At 60.7% G+C, this 25,523-nt stretch carries 18 protein-coding genes; 6 read left to right on the top strand and 12 right to left on the bottom strand.

The window, feature by feature from the left end; all coding sequences use genetic code 11:
* Window positions 1-5 precede the first annotated feature (5 nt).
* The 4 genes from CLM72_RS15285 (at window position 6) to CLM72_RS15270 (ending at window position 4,539) form a co-directional block, all read left to right on the top strand.
* Complete coding sequence (locus CLM72_RS15285) at window positions 6-2,381, top strand: RND family transporter (protein WP_057974813.1); 2,376 nt, start codon at window positions 6-8, stop codon at window positions 2,379-2,381.
* Between the two features lie 372 nt (window positions 2,382-2,753).
* Window positions 2,754-3,041, top strand: coding sequence for a DUF5629 family protein (locus tag CLM72_RS15280; RefSeq protein WP_034126034.1), 288 nt, complete (start codon window positions 2,754-2,756; stop codon window positions 3,039-3,041).
* On the top strand, window positions 3,031-4,203 hold the full coding sequence (locus CLM72_RS15275) for a lactonase family protein (RefSeq protein WP_105227019.1): 1,173 nt from the start codon (window positions 3,031-3,033) through the stop codon (window positions 4,201-4,203). The genes CLM72_RS15280 and CLM72_RS15275 overlap by 11 nt, the downstream gene beginning before the upstream one ends.
* Before the next feature lie 156 nt (window positions 4,204-4,359).
* Complete coding sequence (locus tag CLM72_RS15270) at window positions 4,360-4,539, top strand: hypothetical protein (RefSeq protein WP_034126032.1); 180 nt, start codon at window positions 4,360-4,362, stop codon at window positions 4,537-4,539.
* A gap of 57 nt (window positions 4,540-4,596) precedes the next feature.
* Here the strand turns inward: CLM72_RS15270 and CLM72_RS15265 are convergent, their stop codons facing one another.
* Window positions 4,597-6,156 (bottom strand): hypothetical protein, encoded by a 1,560-nt coding sequence (locus CLM72_RS15265; RefSeq protein WP_105227018.1) that lies wholly within the window; start codon window positions 6,154-6,156, stop codon window positions 4,597-4,599.
* 198 nt (window positions 6,157-6,354) lie between these two features.
* On the opposite strand from CLM72_RS15265, the gene CLM72_RS15260 reads away from it, so the two are divergent.
* On the top strand, window positions 6,355-10,029 hold the full coding sequence (locus CLM72_RS15260) for a hypothetical protein (protein WP_105227017.1): 3,675 nt from the start codon (window positions 6,355-6,357) through the stop codon (window positions 10,027-10,029).
* 130 nt (window positions 10,030-10,159) lie between these two features.
* On the opposite strand, the gene CLM72_RS15255 is transcribed toward CLM72_RS15260, so the two are convergent.
* The 4 genes from CLM72_RS15255 to CLM72_RS15240 all read right to left on the bottom strand — a co-directional run bounded on the left by CLM72_RS15255 (window position 10,160) and on the right by CLM72_RS15240 (window position 16,092).
* On the bottom strand, window positions 10,160-10,753 hold the full coding sequence (locus tag CLM72_RS15255; protein WP_105227016.1) for a glutathione S-transferase: 594 nt from the start codon (window positions 10,751-10,753) through the stop codon (window positions 10,160-10,162).
* Window positions 10,750-14,388, bottom strand: coding sequence for an AAA family ATPase (locus tag CLM72_RS15250; protein ID WP_105227015.1), 3,639 nt, complete (start codon window positions 14,386-14,388; stop codon window positions 10,750-10,752). Before CLM72_RS15250 ends, CLM72_RS15255 begins: the two co-directional genes overlap by 4 nt.
* The gene (locus CLM72_RS15245) at window positions 14,385-15,626 is read right to left on the bottom strand and encodes an exonuclease SbcCD subunit D C-terminal domain-containing protein (protein ID WP_105227014.1); all 1,242 of its coding nucleotides are present in this window, start codon (window positions 15,624-15,626) and stop codon (window positions 14,385-14,387) included. The genes CLM72_RS15250 and CLM72_RS15245 overlap by 4 nt, the downstream gene beginning before the upstream one ends.
* Window positions 15,627-15,840: 214 nt before the next feature.
* Complete coding sequence (locus tag CLM72_RS15240; RefSeq protein WP_105227013.1) at window positions 15,841-16,092, bottom strand: DUF6124 family protein; 252 nt, start codon at window positions 16,090-16,092, stop codon at window positions 15,841-15,843.
* Between the two features lie 561 nt (window positions 16,093-16,653).
* On the opposite strand from CLM72_RS15240, the gene CLM72_RS29075 reads away from it, so the two are divergent.
* Window positions 16,654-16,971 (top strand): hypothetical protein, encoded by a 318-nt coding sequence (locus CLM72_RS29075; RefSeq protein WP_232917570.1) that lies wholly within the window; start codon window positions 16,654-16,656, stop codon window positions 16,969-16,971.
* A gap of 692 nt (window positions 16,972-17,663) precedes the next feature.
* On the opposite strand, the gene CLM72_RS15225 is transcribed toward CLM72_RS29075, so the two are convergent.
* The 7 genes from CLM72_RS15225 to CLM72_RS15195 form a co-directional block, all read right to left on the bottom strand.
* Window positions 17,664-19,304 carry a BatD family protein gene (locus CLM72_RS15225; protein ID WP_105227011.1) on the bottom strand — a complete coding sequence of 547 codons (1,641 nt, stop codon included), beginning with the start codon at window positions 19,302-19,304 and terminating at the stop codon, window positions 17,664-17,666.
* The gene (locus CLM72_RS15220) at window positions 19,301-21,040 is read right to left on the bottom strand and encodes a tetratricopeptide repeat protein (RefSeq protein ID WP_105227010.1); all 1,740 of its coding nucleotides are present in this window, start codon (window positions 21,038-21,040) and stop codon (window positions 19,301-19,303) included. Before CLM72_RS15220 ends, CLM72_RS15225 begins: the two co-directional genes overlap by 4 nt.
* Window positions 21,037-22,125, bottom strand: a complete 1,089-nt coding sequence (locus CLM72_RS15215) for a VWA domain-containing protein (RefSeq protein ID WP_105227009.1) — start codon at window positions 22,123-22,125, stop codon at window positions 21,037-21,039. The genes CLM72_RS15220 and CLM72_RS15215 overlap by 4 nt, the downstream gene beginning before the upstream one ends.
* Entirely contained in the window at window positions 22,118-22,612 is a 495-nt protein-coding gene (locus CLM72_RS15210) for a DUF4381 domain-containing protein (RefSeq protein WP_003190798.1), read from the bottom strand. The genes CLM72_RS15215 and CLM72_RS15210 overlap by 8 nt, the downstream gene beginning before the upstream one ends.
* A complete protein-coding gene (locus tag CLM72_RS15205; protein WP_034126021.1) occupies window positions 22,609-23,541 on the bottom strand; it encodes a DUF58 domain-containing protein in 933 nt (310 codons plus the stop codon). Before CLM72_RS15205 ends, CLM72_RS15210 begins: the two co-directional genes overlap by 4 nt.
* 5 nt (window positions 23,542-23,546) lie before the next feature.
* Window positions 23,547-24,506 (bottom strand): MoxR family ATPase, encoded by a 960-nt coding sequence (locus tag CLM72_RS15200; RefSeq protein ID WP_020301524.1) that lies wholly within the window; start codon window positions 24,504-24,506, stop codon window positions 23,547-23,549.
* A 370-nt stretch (window positions 24,507-24,876) separates the two neighbouring features.
* Window positions 24,877-25,230 carry a hypothetical protein gene (locus tag CLM72_RS15195; RefSeq protein WP_105227008.1) on the bottom strand — a complete coding sequence of 118 codons (354 nt, stop codon included), beginning with the start codon at window positions 25,228-25,230 and terminating at the stop codon, window positions 24,877-24,879.
* Window positions 25,231-25,523 lie beyond the last annotated feature (293 nt).

The following is a 25,523-nucleotide window of genomic DNA, read 5'->3' as shown; positions in this document are numbered from 1 at the left end:
ATTCAATGAGCAGTCATCACAACGATAAAGCGACCTTTCTTGAGCGTCTGATCTTCAACAATCGCCCGGCGGTGATCGTCATCTGCCTGCTGGTGAGCCTCTTCCTGTTCTGGCAGGCGACCTTGATTCGCCCGTCCACCAGCTTTGAAAAAATGATTCCGCTCAAGCACCCCTTCATCGAAAAAATGATGGAGCACCGCAACGATTTGGCCAACCTGGGCAACACCGTGCGTATTTCGGTGGAAGCCAAGGACGGGGACATTTTCACCAAGGAGTACATGGAGACCCTGCGCCAGATCCACGACGAGGTGTTCTACATCTCCGGTGTGGACCGCTCGGGCCTCAAGTCGCTGTGGAGCCCCAGCGTGCGCTGGACCGAGGTGACCGAAGAAGGTTTTGCCGGCGGGGAGGTGATCCCGCAGAGCTACAACGGTTCGCCGCAGAGCCTCGACCAGTTGCGCAATAACGTGCTCAAGTCCGGCCAGGTCGGGCGGCTGGTGGCCAATGACTTCAAGTCGAGCATCGTTGATATTCCGCTGTTGGAGTCCTACCCGGACCCGCAAGACCAGGGCAAGTTGCTGGCCCTGGACTACCGCAAGTTCTCCCATGAACTCGAAGACAAGATCCGCGACAAGTTCGAAACCCAGAACCCCAACGTCAAGATTCATATTGTCGGCTTTGCCAAAAAGGTCGGCGACCTGATCGATGGCCTGGTGATGGTGGTGCTGTTCTTCGGCGTTGCGTTCGTCATCACCCTGATTCTGCTGCTGTGGTTCACCAACTGCCTGCGCAGCACCATTGCGGTGTTGAGCACGACATTGGTGGCGGTGGTCTGGCAACTGGGGTTGATGCACTTCTTCGGTTTCGGACTGGACCCGTATTCAATGCTGGTGCCGTTCCTGATCTTCGCCATCGGCATTTCCCATGGCGTGCAGAAGATCAACGGCATTGCCCTGCAATCCAGCGAGGCAGACAACGCCCTCACCGCCGCGCGGCGCACCTTCCGGCAACTGTTCCTGCCGGGGATGATCGCCATTCTGGCGGATGCGGTGGGCTTCATCACGCTGCTGATCATCGACATCGGCGTGATCCGCGAACTGGCTATCGGCGCGTCCATCGGCGTGGCGGTGATCGTGTTCACTAACCTGATCCTGCTGCCGGTCGCGATTTCCTATGTGGGCATCAGCAAGCGCGCCATCGCCAAGAGCAAGAAAGACGCGAACCGCGAACATAGCTTCTGGCGCCTGCTGTCCAAATTTGCCAGCCCGAAAGTCGCGCCGGTTTCGGTGTTCCTGGCGTTGATCGCCTTTGGTGGCGGCCTCTGGTACAGCCAGAACCTGAAGATTGGCGACCTGGACCAAGGCGCACCGGAACTGCGCCCGGATTCGCGCTACAACAAGGACAACAACTTCATCATCAGCAATTACTCCACCAGCTCCGACGTGCTGGTGGTGATGGTCAAGACCAAGGCCGAAGGCTGCTCGCGCTATGAAGCCATGGCGCCCATCGACCAGTTGATGTGGAAGATGCAGAACACCGAGGGCGTGCAGTCGGCGATCTCGTTGGTGACTGTGTCCAAGCAAATGATCAAGGGCATGAACGAAGGCAACCTGAAATGGGAAACCCTGTCGCGCAACCCGGATGTGCTGAACAACTCCATCGCCCGTGCCGATGGCTTGTACAACAACAATTGCTCCCTGGCGCCCGTGCTGGTGTTCCTCAATGACCACAAGGCCGAAACCCTCGACCGCGCGGTGCATGCGGTGCAGGACTTCGCCAAGGAAAACAACAAGGACGGCCTGGAATTCATCCTCGCAGCGGGTAATGCCGGGATCGAAGCGGCCACCAACGAGGTGATCAAGGAGTCGGAACTGATCATCCTGATCCTGGTGTACCTGTGCGTGGCGACCATGTGCATGATCACCTTCCGCTCTTGGGCGGCGACTCTGTGCATCGTGCTGCCGCTGGTGCTGACCTCGGTACTGGGTAACGCACTGATGGCGTTCATGGGCATTGGCGTCAAGGTCGCAACCTTGCCGGTGGTAGCCCTGGGTGTGGGGATTGGCGTGGACTACGGCATCTACATCTACAGCCGTCTGGAAAGCTTCCTGCGCGCTGGCTTGCCGTTGCAAGAGGCGTATTACCAGACGTTGAAGTCCACCGGTAAGGCCGTACTGTTCACCGGCTTGTGCCTGGCCATCGGCGTGTGCACCTGGATCTTCTCGGCCATCAAGTTCCAGGCCGACATGGGCCTGATGCTGACCTTCATGCTGCTGTGGAACATGTTCGGCGCGCTGTGGCTGTTGCCGGCGCTGGCGCGATTCCTGATCAAGCCTGAAAAGCTGGCAGGGCAGAAGGGCAACTCGTTGTTCGCACATTGATCCTGCTCCCAAAAGGCGGGAGCAGGCTTGTGTGGGAGCTGGCTTGCCTGCGAAGACGGCCTGGCAGCCAACTGGGATGTTGGATCAGAGCGCGTACATATCCGTTACCGCAGGAATGGATATGTACTCGGTATTACGGTGTCGACTGTGAGGCCGCCATCGCAGGCAAGCCAGCTCCCACAGTTTGATCGTGGGGTGTCAGGTAGGCGGGCGTTGGCTGTCAGGCCGTCACGGGAGCAAGCTCCCTCGCCACAAGTTTAGCGTCGTACCGAAGTTGTAGATACCTATGCTGCGATAGCATCACCGCAGTGTTCAACCTCTAGGTTACAGGCTGGGCTATCATTGCGGCTTTCCCCAAAATGATTGACTGCCATGACTGCCGACACCCTGACTTGCGTCCTTGCTACCAGCGATATGCTGATCATCAATGGGCTGCACGCTTTTGACTTCGAGCTTGATCAGCAACTGCAGATCCAAAGCATGGATGGCCGGGAACTCAAGCGTTGGACCTTCAGTCCAGAACAATTGCAGGCGGCTACCTTTGACGAGAGCTTGCAAAGCTGGTTGCTGATCAACGACGACGGTGAACACCGTCTGGTCTGCTTGAGCGCCATCCAGGGCGACAACAATAACGACGAGGACGAAGCAGATGATGCGTAAATTCTGGCCCCTGCTGATGGCAGGCAGTGTCGGTGCGATGTCGGTGCAGGCCGCACCGGCTGATATCCATGAACTGTTGGTCGGCAGCTATACGGCCGGCACCAGTGAAGGGATCTACCGTCTGCAATTCGACAGTAGCACCGGGCAGTTCAGCGGCAAGCCGGCGCTGGCGGCGAAAACCGCCAACCCTTCCTGGCTGACGATCTCCAAAGACCAGAAGCACCTGTTCGTGGTCAATGAAAACGGCCCGGGCCAGGAAGACGCGGTCGGCCGCGTCAGCAGCTACAGCATCGACCCGCAGAACCACCAGTTGACCCTGATCAACCAGGTGCAGAGCCTGGGCAATGAGCCCACCCATTCCAGTGTGGCCGCCGATGGGCGTTATCTGTTCGTCGCCAACTATTCGGTGGTGGAAGACCCGGGTGGCAGCCTGGCGATCCTGCCGGTGGATGCCAGCGGCAAGCTGTCGGCACCGGTGCAGTTGAGCGGGCACCCGGCCAGCCGTGTGAACCCGGAGCGCCAGGCGTCCAACCATGTGCATTCGGTAGTGTCGTCGCCGGACGGCAAATATGTATTCGTGCAGGACCTGGGCGCGGACAAGGTGTTTGCCTACCGCTACGACCCCAAGGCCAATCACGAGCTGCCACTGACCGCGGCCAACCCGGCGTCGGTGCAGTTGCCACCGGGCAGCGGGCCGCGTCACTTGCTGTTCAGCGCGGACGGCAAACACGCCTGGCTGACCACTGAGATGAGCGCCCAGGTCGCTGTGTTCGACTACAACGAGGGCAAGCTGTCGCAAACCCAGTTGCTCGACTATGCCGCCGGCCAACCGGTGTCCGACAAGGCCGGTGCAGCGTTGCATGCCTCAAACGACGGTAAATTCCTGTACGTGAGCAACCGTGGCACGGCCAATCAGATGCTGGTGTTCAGCATCGACCCGGCCACCGCGCACCTCAAGGAAATCCAGCGGCGTTCTGTCGAAGGCGACCATCCGCGTGAGTTCAGCCTCGACCCGAGCGGAAAGTTCGTGCTGATCGCCAACCAGAAAAGCAATGAAATTGTCGTCGTCGAGCGCGACCCCAAGACCGGCCTGCTGGGTAAAACCGTGCAGAAATTGCCGATTGATGCCCCCAGTGACCTCAAGTTCCTGGTGCGTCAATAAGCCACAGGCCCCGCACTGCGGGGCCTGAAGCTTTGTATTAATCGCAGTGATAACGGCTACTGTTTCAAAGCATTTCTAAGGTTCAACCCTCGGGCGTAAGTTGGGTTCCAAGGCCTTCCCAGGCCACCCAACCAAACGAACACAAGGGTTACCGCCATGAATTTCAATCTCTTCTCGATCATTGCTGCTTCTGCTGTTTCCGCCACGGTGGCATTGCCTGCCGCTGCCAGCGTGGAAGTTACCGGCAAAAAATCCAATGTCACGGCCTATACCCAGAAATACCTGCAACAGAGTGCCAACTTTTATGCGGCGCTGGATCACAAGATTCAAAACTGATTGTCGAGCGACTCAAACCCCAAGCCACTCGCGAGAGTGCCTTGGGGTTTGACGTATCTAGCTGATGGTCAATATCCGACGCAAGGATTCATTCAGGTCTATTGCGCGCGCGCGGGTGAAGCTGCTTGAGATCACGTAATAGAACTCGAAGTTGTAGCCTTTGAACTGGCGCAATTGTTCCCAGTAAAACACCTGCTTGACCGGCGCACCGACGGGCCAGGATTGGCCGACGACTTGTGTCTCGGTATGGAGGATCACCTCGTTCAACCCTTTTACAAGTCGAAAGATCCACAGAATCTCGTCGGTGGGTTGCCGCCAGGCATAGTAGGGGCAGCGTGCGATGACATGCGCCGGGTCGTTACCGATGTGATCGTCTGGGTAGCCCTCAAGGTCCGGTGGCTCCAGGCGAACCACTGAGCCTCTGACCTCGGCGCTGGTTTTCTTGGAGTACACCTCGTAGGGCGGGCCGGACTTTCTCAATACGAAGCTGGTCTCCACCCGGCCTTCAGCGGCCATCCGTACATCCAGGTAATCGATGAACACTGAATAGACCTGGCCACCTCGCCGGATCTCGACAAATTTGTGAATGATTTTGACGCCACCTTTAGGTGGGTAGATGCGGAACATTACATCATAAATATCACCCACAGCGCCCACGCTAGACGGCGTGCGAACCTGCAGCTCCAGGGGGTTTTCCCCCACGACTTCAAGGTCGATATAGCCAGGTGGCCCGCCATTGACAATGACGGGGCCATCCGTCAGGTGCTGGCCCAGGTTCACCGAGACCTCCACGCTGGCCGAGCCGGGCGTCGAGACATTCCCCACCAGGTCCCGCACCTCCAGCCAGACGTACCGAAGATCACTGTCGCCGGCTTCAAGCAAATCCGCATAGGTCACCAGGATCACTGTGGGCTTGAGAGCCCCCGCAATGTTTTGCGTCTTGATCACCGATCCCCAGTGAAGATCGACTTCATCGGTTGGGTTGGTGTTTGGGGGCGGCTGGAGCGTGATAGTGACGCCTTTGCTGGCGTTGCCTGGGACGATGACCGTCTCGGATACGCTGAATTTCAGTCCTGAATGCCCGGGTACTGTAGGGCCGTCGTCGTCGTCACCAGCGGGAAGGTCGGTCTTGACCAGCGTCAGCAGCGGGTAAGACCTGTCGTAGTCCGTGCCTCCGGCATAGTGGACCACATACACCAGGGCATACGGGCCGTCGGGAAGGTCCTTCTGTTCGGCGGCGAAAAAGTAGGCGTTGTTCAGCTCCTCGCCAGGTTTGAGCTGCTTGGTGGCGAGTACCGACACGGTGCCGTCGTCGAGTAGTTTACCGACCGTGATGACATCGCCGGGGGCCGCGGCCCAGCCTTTGTCTACCTGAATCGTCATGCCCGACTCAAACAACCACTTCGGGACGCCAGCGTCGTAGCCTTTGACGTTCTCACTCATGCCGGGAATGTAAAGCCGGTCGAGGTACTTGGGCGCCTTCTTTTCCTCCAGCGTCATGATGGTGTGTGATGGGGCCGGAACCTTCTGTTTGGCAGAGGCTTTGGTTTTGGTCTTTCCCTCTGTCGCTGCTGGCTTGGTCGCAGGCACGGATGTCTGGTTTTTTTTGGCTGGCATGGCTGTTCTCCTGTTCCTGCGAAGTGTGCTGTTGGCGCTATCAAACGCCTGAATCCGGGCATTGGCTACTGTCAGAATTAACAGGTGCCGATGCCAGGGGCATCCTGCACTACCTGTTAATTCTGACAGTAGGCACGCCGCGATTTCAGGCGTTTGATAGTGGTAAGCCAACAGCGCACGACCGTGAGGATTCTCGCCATGCCCAAGAACAAAACACTTGACCCCCTCCTGCCGCCCGTCGTTGTTCCGCTGATGGAACCGGCCATTGATGGTGATATCGAAGGGGCGCATGGCGGTATCGGCCTGCGGCATACCGAGGTGCCGTTGGTGGTCTACCTGATCAACCCCAAAGATGGCGTCACTCCGGGCAGTGTTGCCTCACTGTTCTGGGGCAACCGTAATATTCCCGTGGCCTCTACGCCGATTCGCGAAGGCGAGGAAAACCTTGACCTGATCCCGCTGACTGTTCCCGCGCACCATATCGTCCCGTACTTGGTCAACGATGTATGTGCCATGCTGAGGCGCAGAAGCGGCAATGAGTCATTCACCGAAGAAATCAAGTTACGGGTCAGCCTGACTCGCCCCGGTGGCGAAGACAAAGACAGTCTGCCCGGCCACCAGGGGCTGGCGTATCAGGTCCCACCGGATGTTGTGCTGCATGGCGTCAATCAGGAGCAGGCACTGGCGGGTGTCAAGATCATCATTCGCTACTGGCTAAACATGCGCGCTTATGACCTGATCACTCTGGCCTGGGGCTCGCAAGTGGTTCAGCACCGGGTCCAGCCCGGCGAAGTGGGCCGTGATATCACCTTGACCGTCGACTACGCCACTATCAGCGCCGCGGGCAATAACCCGCTGACGCGCGTGGCTTACCAGGTGCGGGACGCGGGCGGCAATCTGCCTGAGGAGCGGGCGCGCTGGTCGGCGGTGTCATTGATTGATGTGCACCTCAATGAGGTGCGCCCCGAAGCGCCGTGGCTGCAGTTTCCAGACACCGGTACGAAAATCGACCTCGCGGAGCTGGGCAGTTGGGATGTGGAAGTGGCCCTTTGGGTCACCTCCCAGGAGGCTAGCGCCTATTCCCACGTGACGCTGATCTGGGCCGGTTTGGACAGTGAAGGCAATTCGATCCCTTATACGCACACCGAAGAACTCAGTAGAGCAGGCCTTTATACCTTTGAGGTTCCCAACGCGCTGGTGAGCGCGATTGCCGAAGGCCGCGCGAGTGTGCATGCCCTGTATCAGAATGGCGCGGTGCAACAGCCTTCCGAAAAGCTCTATCTGGACGTCGTGGGGCAAGTCGTCAGGTGGCCGGCGCCGACGATAGACGAGGACCTGGGCGGCCATATCGAGCCGGATGTCAACGCGACCGTACGCTTCCCCCTTCAAGGGAGCTGGCCGAAGGACGGTTATATCGAAGTCATCTTCCGGGTCAGCAGCGCCGATAACACCATCGAGCATCGCATCGGCCGCGAAGTCGACGATATTCCGCCCACGGCCGGTGGGGATTTGTTGTTTACGATATACCGCGAGGAACTGCTGCGTTTTGACGGCCACCTGACCGACGTGTTTTATGCCCACACCCGGCCCGACGGCCGCCCGCAGGAGTCCCTGCGGTTGCAGATCGTGGTGGGTCAGATCAAGCGTACGATGCCCAAGCCGATTGTCGACAAGGCGGTCAGCGGCCAGTTGAATCCGGATGATGTAGGCGCCTATGCCACCGTGTTTGCACCGTTTGGCGAAACACTGCGCGGCGACTGGATCCGCATGTACTGGCTTGGCCAGGGCGCCCGCACCGAAGTGCCGGTGCAGGTGGCCGTGAATGGCGCCACCACCACCCACGACATCGAAAAATACTATGTGGAGAACAACCTGGATGAGTCGGTGACGGTGTTCTATACGCTGACACGCGCTGATGAGGCGATGCCGCGTTACTCACAGATCACTGAGGTGCTGATCAGCCGTGGCGTGGGCGAACTGCCGTCGCCGACCTTGCTTGAAGCGCAAACCACCGGCCCCGACACCGCCGACCTGGAACCCCTTAAGGTGCAACAGGGCACCCAATTGGTGGTGAGCTACGTGGGCATGCGCAACGGCGACTCGATCAAAGCCAGCATGGTAGGCGCCGGCAATGGCGGTTCGCCGGATATCCCGGCCAAGCCAGGCAATGAGACCTTGCAGAAGGTGGCGTTCGATATTTCCAGGGCGGCGATAGCGGCGAATATTCGTGACCAGGCCACCACGGTGAAATACCAATACGTGGTAACCCGTGCGGGTGTCTCGGTCACGTCGGCAACCTTGACGGTGACCGTGAGGCCGATACCGCAATCGGAGCTGGCCAAGACGGTCATCAGGCTCAACGAGGCCAATAGCGCGACAAAGGTGCTGGACCTGGATAGCTTCGTCGGCAACGCGATGGCGCATGTCGGCACCTGGCCGTTTATCACCGCCCCTTATCCGGTCTCGTTGAAGTTTTTTGGTAGAACAGCCGCTAATGTTGCTCATGACCTGACGCTGTTCAGTATCAACAGCTCGTATGTCAATCCGAACTGGGTTGCCCAAGGCCGTTATGAATATCGGCTGTTGCGCACTTACATTGATGGGTTGGGCCATGGCACAAAATTGAGGATGGAACTCAAAGCCGCCGTCAGTCTTAGCAAGGTTGAAGCCGAGGCCATCAGTTTTCCGGTGGTGGAGTACACCGTCAATACACTCCCGGCAGAATTCCCTGTTCCCAAGTTGATCCAGGCAAGTGGCACCGGTACGTCGGTAACGCTCGCGCCGTTGGATGCACAAAACGGTGGCACGGTGTCGGTGGAGTACACACCGATGTACACCACAGACAGCATCAAGGTGACGATGGTGGGCACGGCCGGTGCGGGTTCTCCGGTGATCCCGGCCAAGAATGGGGTAGCGACGGGCAAGGTCACGTTTGATATTACCAAGGCCGCGATTGCCGCCAACGTCGGTAATACCAACAAGACGGTCACCCTTGATTACGAAGTGGCCCGCAACGGCAAGGTGATTTCGTCCAAGGTATTGACGGTGACGGTGACGCCGATACCCCAGGCTGAGTTGGCCAAAACGGTGCTCAAGATCAATCAGGCTAACGCGGCGACTCAAGTACTGAACTTGACTACGTTTACCGGCGATGCCACAGGGCAAATTGGTGTCTGGCCGTTTATCACTGCGCCTTACCCCGTCTGGTTGAGGCTGCAGGGGAAAACGGACAATGGCGTTGATCATTCGCTGACGGTGTACAACGGTGCGGGCAGTGCAGCTGTCAACCCGACCTGGATCGCTGAAGGAAAGATCGAACCAGGGATCGCTCGTAGTTATCTGGAGGGGTTGGGACATGGCACCAAGCTGCAGGTGGAGTTAAAAACGGCTTTCAGTCTAAGTAAAGCTGAAGCTGATGCCATTAGATTTCCAGTGGTGGAGTACGTAGTTGCTAGAAAGTTTCATGATCTGACGACATTTGAGTCTGATAATGCCAATGGGTGGTATATCTCCAACGCTACGTGGGATTACCTAGATATAGATGGAAATCGTTGCGGAGTTGTGCCGCTTAAGAAAAGTAACCTTGTATATCGGGGGCTGCTAATTAAGTCATATAAGAACCTGCAGAGGGGCAAGATGTATGAATTTTCCTTCGATTTAAGGCCAGAGCATCATATAACAACTGTTGAATTTCAAGCCTTGGTGGCTCGCAAATACCTTTTTGGGGGGTTTTTTACGGGGGCGTCTTGGCGTAATTTCTCGAAAACCTTTCGTCTTGAAATTGATAGCTCCATTAGTTTTGAAATTTTGTTTTTATTAAACGGAACAAACGATCGTGTTCTTATAGATAATATTATTGTGCAGGAAATATAGGGTGGGATGGGCGGTTATTTAAAGTTGAGTCTGCTCCATACTTTATCGGTGCGGGTAAAGTATGGGGTGGGTTTTGTCTGAGTTTTAAGTGTGAAAAGAAGCTTGTTCATTAATACAATGTTGGGTGTCGTCAGGGTTTTGTCATCACCGCGATAAACAGCGGCGACTCCAGAAACCGCTGCAACCAAACCTGCAAACGCTGATACGGCGTCCCCGCAAACCACTCCCGATCCACATGAGCAAACTGGCGCACAAACGGCGCCAGTGACGCATCCGCCAGGCTCAGGTGTTCGGCGAGCAAGTACTCACGCTCCGCCAGCAAGCCTTCCAGCTTCTGCAAGAACACCTCACCCTCGGCCCGATAATGCTCCATCGGATGCTCCGGGTAGCGCTCGGCATACTTGTATCGATTCAAGTGATGCTTGAACACCTGATCATTTTCGGCAATCAACGCCAGCACCGCAGGGTCACCTTGTAGCAGCCAATCATCCGGATCGTGCTGCGCCAGCGCCCATTGCATGATCTCCAGGCTCTCCTCGATCACTCGACCTTCGACACTCAACACCGGCACCGTACCCTTGGGCGACAGTGCCAGCATCTCGGCTGGCTTGGCCTTGAGGCTAACCTCGACAATTCGCACAGGAACGCCTGAGTAACCCAAGGCCAGCCGCGCCCGCATCGCATACGGGCAGCGTCGGAACGAGTACAGCAGCGCTGCGTTCACTTGACCTCCAGGGTACTCAAGCCATTGCCCTGGCGCTGGACTTGGATTTGCACCGGAATGCGCTCATGCATTTCCTGTACGTGGGAGATCACCGCCACCTTGCGGCCCTGGGCCTGCAAGCCGTCCAGAGCGTCCATCGCCAATTGCAATGACTCCGGATCAAGGCTGCCAAAGCCTTCGTCGATAAACAGCGACTCGATCTTCAAGGTGCTCGACGCCATGGAAGCCAGGCCCAAGGCCAAGGCCAACGACACCAGGAAGGTTTCGCCACCGGACAGCGAATGCACCGAGCGCAGTTCATCGCCCATCTCTGTGTCCATCACCAGCAGCCCGAGCATGCTGCCGCCGCGTTTGAGCCGGTAGCGGCGCACCAGTTGGCGCAGTTGCACGTTGGCATGGTGCACCAGCAAGTCGAGGTTGTAGGCCTGGGCGATCTTGCGGAAGGTGTCGCCGGTGGCCGAGCCGATCAGCGCATTCAGGCGTGCCCAGCGCTGCCACTGCTCGTAAGCCTTGGCTATCTGTTCGGCCAGGGCCTGGTTGGCATTCTGGCGGCGCTGGTCTTCGGACTGGCGTGCGCGCAGTTCGGCGCAGTGTTTCTCACCCTCGAGCAGTTGCTGGTCAAGCGTTGCCAGGGTGGCGTCCAGTTGCTCGGCCTCCAGGTTGCCGTTGTGCAGGGCCTGGTGTTCGGCCAGGCGCTGTTCGCGCTCGTGCAGCAGAACCTTGGCTTGCTCGACGGCCTTTTCGCTGCTGTGCAGGTGCTGACGCAACTGCGCGACCTGGGCTTCATCAAGGGCCAACAGGCGTGCCAGGCCCTGATCATCCAGTTCTGGGTGCTGGGCGCGCCATTCGCCGATGCGTGTCGCAAGGGCGTGCTGCTCCGCCTCCAATGCCTGCTGGCGTTGCTGCTGGGCCTTGAGGTCGGCGGCCAGCTGTACTTGCGCCGTGTGCACGGCGTGCAGTTCCTGGTTGGCGTCGGTCTCGCTTTGGCGCGACTGCGTGACGGCTTGCTCCAGCTGCTGTTGCCAGTGTTCGGCGCTGGGGTAATCCCCTAGCAAGGCGCGGAGTTTTTCCTGGACGGCGTGTTGCTGGTCGGCCAGCTCGGCGACTTGCAGATTCACAGCGTCGAGTTGCTGCTGACGATGCTGTTGGTGGGTGTGTTGTTTCTCGATGGCCTGTTGGCGCTCCTGCTGCTCGGCCTGCTCATCGCGTTGATGGCCCAACTGCTCAAGGCGCTGGCTGACCTGTTGGTCGAGCTGCATGAAGGTCGCCGCAGGCGCGCTGTGCAAGCCTTCCAGCGTTTCGCTGGGCAGCAGGCTGGCGAAGGCGCTGAGTTCCGCCTCCAGGCGTTCGCGGTCGCCGGCCAGTTGCCGTTGTTGGTCCACCAGCAATTGCCGGGCTTGCTGGCTGGCATCCTGGGCCGCTTGTAATTGTTGCTGCAAGCGCCCGGCGTTCTGTTGCAGGTTGAGCAGGGCGCCTTGGCGTTGTTCGTCCTGGCTGATGCTTTGGGTCAATTGGGCCAGTTGCTGGGCCAGCCAAGGGTTGCGCTTGGCGGCGTCCTGATTGAACAGCGAGGCAGACAGTGGGTGGGCTTGCAGGCTCGGTGCCAAACCCTGCTGCTGGGTGGCCAACTGTTCCTGCTGTTGCAGGAGCTCTTTTTGCTGAGCGATCAGGCCGCCGACTTCACCGCGCAATTCAGTGAGTTTTTCCTTGAGGCTATCGACGGCTTTCTGCGCCGCCGCCTCTTCACTTTCATCATGGCGACCCAGGCTTTGCAGCAGGGCTTCAGGCTGGTGATAGGGGTGTTCGTGGCTACCGCACACCGGGCAGGGTTGGTCATCCTGCAACTGCTCGCGTAATTCCTCGACGCTGGCACTGCGGGCCAGGCGTTGGCGCTCAAGCAGTTGCTTGGTCACCGCCAGGGTTTGTTCGGCAACGGTGAGTTCGGCCTTGGTTTGCAGGCCGGTCTGGTTCAGTTGTTCGCGTTTTTGCGCGGCCTCGGCGAGCCTTTGCGTGAGCGCACCTGCCTGTTGATCCAACTGTTGCTGGCTGTCCCACAAACGGGCCAGGTCTTCGAAGGCGCGCTGTTGCTTGCGATTGTCTTGCAGCAGGCTGGCCAGTAACTGGATTTGTTCGGCCACTGCGTGCGGTTCGGCACCGGCCTCGTGGTAGAGCAAATCCAGGGCTTCGCGCTGTTGGGTGAACTGTTCGGCGGCAGCGCTGGCGCGCTGTTCGAGTTGCCCCAGCTCGGCCTGGCCTTGGTTGAGACGATTGCCGATCAGCACCAGTTGTTGCAGGCGGTCACGGTAGGCGTTCCAGGCATCGCTCAGCGGGGCGAGCGCGGCGCTGTGCTCAAGTTCGGTGGCCAGGCGCTGCAGGCGCTCGGTGACTTGTGCCTGCGTGTGTTGCAAGCCGTCGAGCAGGGCCTGGCCTTCGGTACAGGCGCTTTCGTGCTGGTGTTTTTCCTCGTTGCGCTTGGCCAGTTCGCGGCTCACATGGGCGAGGGTGTTTTGCTCTTCGATGGCCTGGCGCAGCAGGGGTGCGGCGTCGGCCTGGTGTTTCAGGGCCTCGGCCAGTGCTGCCTGGGCGGCCACTTGCTGGTGTTGCGCCTGTTCCTGGCGGGCGTGCAGGGTAGCTTGTTGCTCGAGGTGCTGCGCAATCTGTGCCGCCAGGGGCGTCAGCAAGGTGCCGAGTTCTGCCTGGCGCAGGAAGTGATGGCGTTGCGGTGCCAACTGCTCCAGCAGGCTGAGGTCTTGGCGTTGCTGGCCTTGGCTGGCCCAGGTTGCTTCGTCGCGTTGCAGTTGCTCCACTGCGTGTTGATGGCGCTCCTGCCATTCACGCAGTTCCTTGAGCCAGGTGTGCTGCAGCTCCAGCTGCTTGAGCTGGGCTTGTTGGGTCTTGAGCTGCTGCTGGGCGTGGGCCAACTGTTGATCCAGCTCGGCGCGGGCTTCGGGGGCCAGGGGTACCACGCCGGTGGCTTGGTCCTGCAGCTGTTTGTGGGCGTCCTTGGCCTCTTTGGCCTTATCGAACGCACGGCGGCCGAGCTGGGTGTAGAGCGCGGTATCGGTGAGCTTTTCCAGCAGTTCGCTGCGCTCATTGTCATTGGCCTTGAGGAAGGCGCTGAACTCGCTTTGCGCTAGCAGCACCGCACGGGTGAACTGTTCGAAGTTCAGGCCCAGGGCCAATTCGAGCTGGGTCTTGTACTCGGTTTTCTGGCTGGCCAGCAGTTGGTCGCTGTCCAGGTCGATCAGGCTTTGCCGGCTGTTCTGCAACTTGCCGCTGGCCTTGTCACGGGCGCGGTTGGCTTCCCAGCGCGCACGGTAGCGACGGCCACTGACACCGACAAAATCCACCTCGGCATAGCCACCACCGGTGCCGCGTCGAATCAGGGTGCGCGGGTCGCCGATGGAGATATCCGTGTCGGCGTCCGGCATCTTGGCCTGGCCGGTGTCACCCAGGCGTGGCACTGCGCCAAACAGCGCCAGGCACAACGCATCGAGCAGGGTACTTTTACCCGCGCCAGTCGGCCCGGTGATGGCGAACAGGCCCGCACTGGCCAGGGGTTCGGCGGTAAAGTCGATTTCGAACGGGCCCGCCAGGGAGGCGAGGTTTTTCAGGCGGATGGCGAGGATCTTCATGGCTGTTCGCCCTCCTGTTGCACTTCCTGGAGCAGCACGGCGAAGTCCTTCAAGGTCTGTTCATCCACTTCACTGCCGTAGCTGTCCTGCCAGGCGCGGCTGAACAGTTCCTGGGGCGTGAGCTGGTCGAGTTCGATCAGTTGCGCATCGTCTACCTCTGCGCTGCCGCGTGTGCCGGCATATTCGGCGGCGATACGCACCAGGCGTACGGCCTTGCCTTGCAAAGCGGTTTCGATCTGTTGGCGCAGGTCCGGTTGCGGCTCGTCGAGGCGCACGCGCACTTCCAGCCAGGGGTGGCGCTGGGTTTCGGCGAGCAGGTCGATGTCGGGCAGCTCACCGAGTTGCTTGAGGATATCGGCCAGGGGCGCGGCATCCAGGCGTTGCAGGTTGACGGAGCGGGGAATCAGGATCGGTTCGCAGCCCACCAGCCTTTCGCCCTGGAACGTCACGTCGAGAATCTGGTGCTTGTAGCCGATTTCGGAGAACGACAGGGGGATTGGCGAGCCGCTGTAGCGAATGCGCTCCTCGCCATTGACCTTTTGCGGCTTGTGCAAATGGCCGAGGGCCACATACGCCACGCTTCGGTCGAACAGTGTGGCGGGCAGTGCCTCGGCATTGCCGATGATCAGGCTGCGTTCGGAGTCTTCGGATACCGACCCACCGGCCATGTGCGCATGGCTGATGGCTATCAGCGCCTGGCCCTTTTTGCGCTTGGCATTGGCCGCCGCGATCAGCCATTCATGCACTTGGCCGATGCCGCGCAGGTAATCATCGCCCAGCTGTGCGCCGGTGACTTCCGCCGGGCGCAGGAAGGGCAGCGCCAGACACCAGGCGGCGATCTTGCCTTTGGCATTGGGCAGCGGAATCAGCAGCCGGTCGGCATCCAGTTGCCCGTCATCCAGCCACAGCACCCGGCCCAGGGCATGGGTGCGCAGGCGGCGCATCAGAGGCGCAGGCAGCTCAATGCGCGAACCGGAGTCATGGTTGCCGGCAATCATCACAATGGTCAGTGTCGGCTGTTGTTCGTGGGCGCTGATGATGAAGTCATACAAGCGCTCCTGGGCCTTGAGCGGCGGGTTGACCGTGTCGAAGATATCGCCGGCGATCAACAGCACATCCGGGCGCTGGGCCTTGAGTTGGCCCAGCAGCCATTCAAGGAAACAGGCGTGTTCGCAGTCGCGTTCCTGGCCGTGGAGGTTTTGGCCCAAGTGCCAGTCGGAGGTATGAAACAGACGCAAGGCGAACTCCGTGGAGAAGATGAAAAGGAGGGGAGTTTACCTGTAAAAGTGCGCGCGGACTCATGGCCGACGCGATCAACGGAGTGTGGGCTAGCCCTCATGGCTGTTTATAGGAGCGAGCTTGCTCGCGAAAAACGTCAACGATAACGCGTGTTTCCTGAATAAACGCGGCGCCTATGAGTTCTTCGCGAGCAAGCTCGCTCCTACACAGGGGTCATGGGGTGTTAGTGGAGTTGGGTTGCAGGCAATCCAGCGCACGGTCGGCGAGGGTGCGGGCCATGTCGATCAGGTGAGCGGTGGAACAGGCCATGTCGCGTCGGGTGCCTTTAAGGCCTTCGGCGGTTTCGGTGGCGGTGGTGGCGGCGCAGCGCAGTAGCGAGGAGATGCTGGCGATGGCGTCTTCGAAGCTCAGGTCTTCGTGGGCGACGAAAATGGGGAAGGGTGGGTCGGGGACGATTTTGCTCATGGGTATAGCTCCTACTCGATTGGGGCGCCAACCTGTGCCGTTTCCACACGACAAATTAGGTGGCAGCCATACGCGGGGTGGAAACCGGGGAGTAGGACCCAGTCAGACCGAAGTCTGCCCGCGCACAGCCGCCATTGAGCGTTTGCACACGATCATGACGCCTACTCATTCCAGGTTTCCACACCCGATCGCTGATAGGCAGCGACGAAGCGAAGGCTAGCCAGTGGGTTGAGCAGGCGCAAGGCCAAAGGATTGTCTAGGAAACGTCCTGCAAATTAAAGGGATATGGATTGCTGGCCTTTAACAATGCATGTCGAACGGGCGGTGATGAATGGAACGGCAGGTTGAGTGACGACCACCCATAAGGTGGATTTTTCAATCAATCCCTGAATGAATCAGAGGCCCACCATGTCATTTTCAGTAAAACCACCTTCGACTAGCACTTTCACCGCTCTACCAGATCAACTGGATGTTGACAGTCGCTCAACCCAAGCTAACCATCGTCAGGCACGAAGCGCTCAAACCCAGGCCAGCGCCCCGGACCTGCGCCCGTACGCAAGCGTGAGTGACCGGCAACTAATAGGGTTGATCCGCGATCACTTCCGCGAATTCGCCGCAGGGGCGACAGACAGCTATGTGAACTTCAATGAGTTGAAAGAGGCCGCCGGCCTGATCGCCACCGACAGGACGTTCTCACCCGAGGCCCATTACGCGGCCAAGGAGCTACTCTCACGCCCCAAACTGCTGCGCAAGCTGGATATCGGCATCAGCTTCTTCGGTGGCCCCGGCAAGGAGGATGGCCGGTTCGATATGGATAACCTGAACTATCTGTACAAGTTCCCCCATCGGGAATGGAAGGTGCCGCGTCGTAATCACTAAGTGCAAGCAGGCGTTCGAGCAGGCGATGCAGATCCACTGTGGGAGCTGGCTTGCCTGCGATGGCGGAGTATCAGCCAGCACATCTGCCGCCTGTTACACCGCCATCGCAGCATAGGTATCTACATAACTCTGTTAGCTCAACGGTAACCACGATGCGAAGCGAGCCGCTTTTGATCTTGATCTGCTTTTGATCTCAGGCGCCCCGTTAAACCACGCTGGCCGGAATTCGACAGGGATTTGGGGGGTAAACCGGCAGGGATGCCGGTTTAGCCGCCCCGCGCCATGGATGGCGCGTGGCGGCGGCCCCCCAAATCACTGGCGGATTACGGGCACACCGAGCCTAAGCGAGGTGCCGAGTGGTGGGGCAAGAGCGCTTTGCTTACTTTTGTCTGGGCCGGCATTCCGGCTTTTCGAAAGTGAGCCGCCGTCAGGGCGGAACCCTAAGTGGCCGTTACCGCAGGAATGGATATGTACACGGTCCAACTGTGTTGACTGTCAGGCCGTCTTCGCAGGCAAGCCAGCTCCCACATTGGATCGCGGGGCATCAGTTATATCTGTGTCGGCTGCCAGGCCGTCACGGGAGTAAACTCCCTCGCCACAGGTCCAGCGTCGCCTCGAAGTTGTGTAGATACCTATGGCCATCGCGGGCAAGCCCGCTCCCACAGGGTTTTGTGGTGTTGGTTGAGGCTGGGTTACTTGGGGTAGAGCGGCGGCAAGCTGGTGGTGTCGGTGGCCAGGTCTTGCTCGCGTTCGGCCACGGGGATGGCCTTGATCGCTCGCCACAGGTCATCACCCAACCAGTATTGGCCGCTTTCGCTATACAGCGCGCCATTCAAGCCATCCAGGGCATCGGACAGCGGCACAAACCGTGCGGCCATGTCGGCCAGGGTTTCGGGTTGTTGCCTTGCCCAGGCGTCGAGGGCCTGGCGGGTAGCATGAGGGTCGTTGGCCTGGGTGGCGCGCTTGAGGTCGTCGAGCAGGGTGCGTGGGCTGGGGCCGGTTTGCGCGGCGCGTTGTACCGCCGGTTGGCGGCGTGCGCGCCACCACAGGCCAAAGCCTAGCAGGGTGGTGCAGGCCAGTATCAGTGTGCTCAGTTGCCACAGCCACAGGCGGTCATCGTCGGGGGCGGTGATGATGGTCGGTGTCGCCGGGGTGTCCACCACCAGGCTGGGGTTCACCGCCACGTGCACGGTGCGCGCCGGCAGGCTGGTGCGTTCCAGATGATCTTCGTGGGTGTTCCACCACACCACTTCCACGGCGGGCAGTTCCAGCTCGCCGGCGCGGGTCGGCACCAGGGCTTCGCGGTCTTCACGGCTGCCGGTCAGGCCGCGGTCGCTGGTACGGTTAGCCATCACTGGTTGGTCGGGGTAGCGGCGCAGGCCGTTGACCTCGGTGCCGGGCAGCGCCGGCAATTGCGCGCTGGACAGGCCTTCGGCCTCCACGGTGAGGCTGCGGGTCAGGGAGTCGCCGACTTGCACGTGGTCCGGCGTGGGGTTCCAGCCTTCGCTCAAGCTCAGGCTGCGCGCGGGCAGCCAGGGAGTGTCGGCGGGGTAGGCGTCCGGTTTGGGTTTGACCGTCAAGGGCAGGGGCGCGGAGCTGACGTGAATCATCTTGCCCGGCTTGGTGCCCTGCAGGGTGTTTTCCTGGGGCGGGCGCGATTCCACCAGGGTGGCGCTGAAGGTCTGCGCCGGAATCACCACGGCGCCGCTGTGTTGCGGGTAGAGGGCGTAGCGGGTTTCGATCACGCCATGGCGGATGCTGTTGATGACCTTTTCATAGGTGCGCGATTCGCCCAGTTGTTCGACACGTGCATCCGGTATCTGCAAGGGCGTGAGGCTGCTGTCGTCATACAGCGACACCGAGTGGTACACGCGCACGGTCAGCAGGGCCTGGGCCTGCACGTACACGCTGGTCTGGTCGAGGCTGGCTTCGATGAACACCGGGGCCAGTTCGGCGCTGGTGTTCTGGCTGGCGCTTTCCACCACTTGCAGGGTGATCGGCTGGGTCTTGAGCGCGCCCACCTGCAGCGGCGGGATCACCACGTTGCCGTTCACCTTGGGCAGCAGGGTGATGATCCAACGGGTGGTGGCGTGGTTGTCGCCGTCCAGCGTGGTGAGTTGGTTGATCTGGCGGGTGCCGCTGACTTCGAACTGCGCGTCCAGGGGCGACAAGTCCGGTTTGCCAAACTGGGTCACATCACTGGATTGCACCGTCAGCTCCACCGTTTCCCCGGAGTTGAGGCGGCTGCGGTCTACGCTGGCGACCAGGTCCGCCGCCTGGGCGTGGGCTGCCGACAACGCGAGCAGGAGCAAAAGGGTGGTGCGGCGGCTCATCGAGTGGTGTCCTGATGTTGTTGCTGTTCGTACCAGAATTTGCGGCGCAACAGCTCGCCGGGGTTGTCCGGGATCTCCTGCAACCATTGCTCCAGTGCTTGGCGGCGCTCGCCTTCCAGGCGTGTGTCGGCGGGGCGCAGCGGCGGCGTGGTGGTCTGCTCGTCACCCAGTTCGCTGCCAGGCACTTCATTACCGCCTGGCTGTGGCGCGGCGCCTGTCTGAGTCTCAGCGGTACCGGCTTCGCCCTGGCCGTGGGACGATTGCTCGCCGCCCTGGGCCGTTTGTGCGCTGGTGCCCGGTTGCGCAGTTTGGCCGGGTTGGGCGGTTTCGTCATCTTCGTTTTTTGCAGGCGGGTCCGGCTCGGGCTGCGTTTGCTCCTGCATCAGCGCTTCAACCAGGGCTTTGTTTTTCAGCGCCGGCTGCAAATCGGGCTGGGCTTCCAGGGCTTGTTCATACGCATCAATGGCCGCTTCAAGCTCACCGGCCTTGGCCAGGGCATTGCCGCGGTTGTAGTGGGAATAGGCGTCGCTGCCTTGGGCAAACCGCTTGATGGCCTCGGCGTAATTGCCGGCTTCATACAGCGCCACGCCTTGCCATTGCGGGTCCTGGAAGTGTTCGGCTGCTTCGGCCGGGCGTTTGTGCTTGAGCAGGTACTGGCCTTGTTGGTCGGGGCGTAGCCACAGGTCCTGCAACCCAAAGGCGTAGCTGGGTTGCGGCGCACCCATCAGCAGCAAGGGCAGGCAGAACAGCCAGCCGCGACGCCCGGCGCACGCGGCCAGCAGCAACAACGGCAAGAGCAGCCAATAACCCTGGTCGGCCCAGCTGTCCAGGCGCAGCCGTTGGCCGTCGTCGCGCAGGGCTTGGGCGCTGTCGAGCATGCCGAGTTGGCGCAGGTCCTTGTCATCCAGGCGCGCAGCACGGTAGCGGCCGCCCATTTCGCTGGCGAACGCCTTGAGGGTCGGGCTGTCGAGACGCGGCACCAGGATCGCGCCCTGATCGTCCTTGAGGAATTCACCGCTCTCCTGAGTCACCGGCGTACCTTCGCGACTGCCGATGCCGAGGATCGACAACGTTGGAGCCTGGGCACTTTGCAGTTGCAGGCGGATGCCTTGGCGCTCTTGTTTGGACAGTGAGGAACCGATCAGCAGCAGGCGCCCCTGGCCAAGACCGCCTTGCTTGAGCAGGCCCAGGGCTTTTTCCACGGCAAGATCGGCACGATGGCCGGGCTCGGGCATGATCGAGGGGCGCAGGGCTTCCAACAGGTTGCGGCTGGTGGCCAGGTCATCGGACAGCGGCACCAAGGTATGGGCGCTGCCGGCGTACACGATGATGGCTGTTTGCGCATCGGTGCGCGCTTGCAGCAAGTCATACAGCTTGCGCCGCGCCTGTTCCAGGCGGTTGGGTGGGCTGTCGGTGGCGAGCATTTCCGGGGTCAGTTCCAGCAGCACCACCAAGGGGTCGGAAGGTTTCTGGCTGGCCTGTTCAACCCGTTGCCAACTGGGGCCCAATAACGCGAGCACGGCCAACAGCCAGGCGATGCCGAGCACCACCCACGGCGATTTACTCTCGCGGCCATTGCCACCGCTGAGCAACTCGGCATGGAACGCCGGCGGCAGGATCATCTGCCAGCGCCCGGCGCGCTTTTGCCGATGCCAGAGCTGCCACAGCAACCAGCCAAGCAGGGGCAGCAACAACAGCCACCAGGGGCGCAACCAGTGCGGCCACAGCGCGATCATCGACGCCTCCGCAAACGCAGGCGCTGCAGACGCTGGCGCCATTCAGGGTGTTGCTGCAAAAACATGCTCCTGCTCGATAGCCTGTTGAAGGCTCGTTGCAAAGCGTTGTTCGGCCAGCGTTCCTGGATCACCAGCAACAGGCTCAACACCAACGCCAAGGCCAATGGGCCGCTGTACAGCGCCTGGGCCGGGCGGGCCTGGGTGGGTTGTTGTTCCACGGGCTCCAGGGTGTCGAGGGTGTCCTTGATCTTCAGCAGTTCCTCGCCGTCCCGGGCGCGGAAATACTGGCCGCCGGTGGTCTCGGCCAGTGCCTTGAGCGCCGGTTCGTCGAGGTCCAGGCTCGGGTTTACGCCAAGGATGCCCAGGGCGCCGGTTTGCTCGGGGTCGGCGCCGATGCCGATGGGGTAGATTTTCACGCCTTCCTCGGCCGCCAGGCGCGCGGCGGTCAACGGGTCGATCTGCCCGGCGTTGTTGGCGCCGTCGGTGACCAGGATCAGCACACGGCTTTGCGCCGGGCGCTGGCGCAGGCGTTTTATGGCCAGGCCGATGGCGTCGCCGATGGCGGTGTTCTTGCCAGCAATGCCGATGCGCGCTTCATCCAGCCAGGTGCGCACGGTGCGGCGGTCAAAGGTCAGGGGCGCTTGCAGGTAGGCTTGGCTGCCGAACAGGATCAGGCCCACGCGGTCACCTTCACGCTCCTCCAGAAAGTCTCCCAGCAGGTGCTTGACCAGGGCCAGGCGGCTGACGTCTTCGTCCTGCCAATGCATGTCGGGAAAATCCATGGAGCCAGAGACATCCACCGCCACCAGCAAATCCCGGCCGCTGGCAGCAATCGGCAAGGGTTCGCCCAGCCATTGCGGGCGGGCGGCGGCGGTCAACAACAGCAACCACAGCACCACGAATGGGGCTTGCTGGCGCCAGCCGGGCAGGTTGACACGGGCGCGGCGGCGGGCCAGGCCTTCGAGGTCGCTGAGGTAGCTGACTTTGAGCGCCGGTTCGCCGCTGTCGGCCACGGGCAGCACCAGGCGCATGACCCAGGGCAGTGGCAACAGGGCGAAGATCCACGGCCAGGCGAACTCAAACATGTTTGCGAATCCAGGTGTCGACGGCTTGGGTGAGGCCGGCGATGGCTTTGTCGTCGAGCTTGCATTCGGGTTTGTAGGCGCCTTCCACCAATACCATCCAGCGCGTCAGGCCGGCGGCGGGGCAGCGGTTGTCGAGGAAGGCCAGCCATTTACGCCCGTTGAGGGTATGGCTCTGGCTATAAGGGTAGTCGTTACGGCACAGGCGCTTGAGCAGGCCGTTGAGTTGCTGCAGCCAGGCGCCCGCAGGCGCACCGTCGTAGGGCTTGGGCATCAAAGCCAACTCGGCCAGGGCGGCGATACGCAACGGGTCCAGCGGTTGTTCGGCGCGGGCCACAGGGCGGCGGGCCGGCAGGAAACGGCGCAGCCACCACAAGCCCCAACCGAGCAGTGGGATCACCAGCAGCAACAGCCACCAGCCCGGCGCAGGTGGCCAGAAGCCAATGGCAGGCGGGGCGATCAGCGGTTGCAGTTGGTCCAGGCTGCTCATGGTTTTTTGACCGGGCGTTGCGGGTTGAGGTATTCGCGCAGTTGCTCGACCATTTCACTCTGGGTGCTCAAGGGCATCAACAACAGCCGCAGTTTCTGCGCGAGCAGTTCCCAGCGGGCGATACGCGCTTCGGCCTGGGCCTTGTAGGCCTGGCGCAGGTCGATATTCAGTGTGTCCAGTTCCAGTTGCGCGCCCCTTTGCGCGAAACGCAGCAGCCCGGCGGCGGGCAGGGCGTGGTCCAACGGGTCAGAGATTGGCAACAACAGCAGGTCGCAATGGCGCGCCAACAGGCTCAGCTGTTGCTCGGCGCCTTCGGTGAGGGCGCGCTCATCACAGATCACCACCACCAGGCTGCCCGGGCGCAGCACCTCGCGGCCACGGCGTAAGGCCATGCCCAGGGCATCCGCTTCCGGCTGACGCTCGGTGTTCAGGCTCTGGTTGACCCGCACCAGCCGGTTGAGCAGTTGCAACAGGCTCTGTTTGCTGCGCCGTGGCTTGATCTCGTAGTGCTCGTTGTCGCCGAACACCAGCCCGCCCACCCGGTCGTTATGGCCAAGAGCGGCCCAACCGATCAGGCTGGCGGCCTGGGCGGCAAGCACCGACTTGAACATTTGCCCCGAGCCGAAAAACAGCCGGCAACTTTGTTCGACCATGATGAAAATCGGCCGTTCGCGCTCTTCGTGGAACAGCTTGGTGTGCGGTTCCTGGGTACGCGCCGTCACGCGCCAGTCTATGGTGCGCACGTCGTCTCCGGCCTGGTACACGCGCACCTGGTCGAAATCGACGCCACGCCCGCGCAGCTTGGAGTGATGCAGGCCCACCAGTGGGCTACGCTGGCCAGGCGTGGAGAACAACTGCACCTCACGCACGCGGTGGCGCATCTCAATCAATTCACTGAGGGTTACGCGGATGCCATCGCTTGCGTTCATCGACTTCAAGCGACGGCAACGACGTCGAGAATGCGTTGCACCACGCGGTCCTGGTCGACACCGGCGGCTTCGGCCTCGAACGACAGGATGATACGGTGACGCAGCACGTCGAACAGCACCGCCTGGATATCTTCCGGGCTGACAAAATCGCGACCGGCCAACCAGGCATGGGCCCGGGCACAGCGGTCCAGGGCGATGGAACCACGCGGGCTGGCGCCATAGGCGATCCACTCGGCCATTTCCGGGTCGAACTTGGCAGGGGTGCGCGTGGCCATCACCAGTTGCACCAGGTATTCCTCCACGGCATCGGCCATGTACAGGCCGAGGATTTCCTTGCGGGCGGCAAAGATGGCCTGTTGGCTGACGCGCCGCTCGGGCTTGGTTTCGCCATTGAGTGCTTCGCCACGAGCTTGCTGCAGGATGCGGCGCTCGACGGCGGCGTCCGGGAAACCGATCTTGACGTGCATCAGGAACCGGTCGAGCTGGGCTTCGGGCAGTGGGTAGGTGCCTTCCTGCTCGATGGGGTTTTGCGTGGCCATCACCAGGAACAGCGGCGACAGCTCATAGGTGCTGCGGCCCACGCTGACCTGGCGCTCGGCCATGGCTTCGAGCAAGGCCGACTGCACCTTGGCCGGAGCACGGTTGATTTCGTCTGCGAGCACCAGGTTATGGAAGATCGGCCCCTGCTGGAATACGAAGCTGCCGGTTTCCGGACGATAGATCTCGGTGCCGGTGATATCGGCGGGCAACAGGTCGGGGGTGAACTGGATACGATGGAACTGCGCTTCGATCCCTTCGGCCAACTCCTTGATCGCCTTGGTCTTGGCCAGTCCCGGTGCGCCTTCGACCAGCATATGGCCGTCAGCGAGCAGGGCGATCAGCAGGCGATCGATGAGTTTTTCCTGGCCGAGAATCTGCGTAGAAAGAAAGGTTCGCAGCGCAAGCAGCGCTTCACGATGTTCCATCGATGACGGTTCCTGGAAAGATGAGCCTGGGTGTCGTGACAGAACACCGGGCCTGGGGCGTTTACTTTAATGCATCGCGGGGTGCGGCGACTAACGGCTTGATGGGTATTTTTGGCGAAACTTACAGGATTGCGGTGTGAGAGGCATAACAGTTGGGTAGGTAGAGCACGGTCACTGTGGGAGCTGGCTTGCCTGCGATCCAGTCAACTCGGTGATTCAGGCACACCGAGTCGATACCTTCGCAGGCAAGCCAGCTCCCACATTTGGATCGCCGTGCCTCAGCCAGATCAGCGTCGGCTGTCAGGCCGTCACGGGAGCAAGCTCCCTCGCCACGGATTTAGCGTCGTGCCGAAGTTTCAAGTGACCGGTTTCAAGTCCGAATGAACGTGCCGGTGCCTGTGAGGATGTTCTGCAGGGTTTGCTGCACTTCGGCCATGTCTGACGCGACGGTGCCGTGGGTGATCTCCAGCTGGTCCTTGCCGCCCAGGGCATCGGCATCGCCGGCCGCCAGTTCGATCAATAAGGTGGTGTCGCCCAACGTCACTTTCAGCCCGTCCAGGGTCGAAGGTTCGTAGTCCCAGGTCAGCTCCACTTCGTCTTCATCCGGGTAACGGGTGAGCATGAACATTTCGCCGTTCTTGCCGTGACAGCAAAGCATGGCCATGTTGTCTTCTTCGTCGTCGCACGGGGTGGCCATCAGGGCGTCGGTTTTCAGCTGCAGCATGGGGCAATCCTGTGTAGGGGAGGGCAATTGTGCCACTGCGGCGAATTTTGTGCTTCATCCTGTGTCGGAAGTTGGGCATGACCTGACGGGCCGGATCGGTCATTTCTGGTACTGATGGTGTGCAAAGTAGCAAAATTTTCTACCGAAAATCCGAGGTTGCCCAAGTTGCAACCGGCACCCTGCTTACCGATGACCGAATATGTCGCAGCGTTGCAAGCAGCGTTCTTCCTACACTCGTTAAGCTGCGCAACGGATGTGCCCTGTGCCAGGCGCCTGACCTGCCCGTCGTATCG

It is taken from the genome of Pseudomonas sp. MYb193 (genome assembly GCF_002966775.1).
GTDB lineage: Bacteria > Pseudomonadota > Gammaproteobacteria > Pseudomonadales > Pseudomonadaceae > Aquipseudomonas > Aquipseudomonas paracarnis.
Note: the sequence above shows the minus strand (reverse complement) of the source record. Positions and strands in the feature narration are given on the sequence as shown.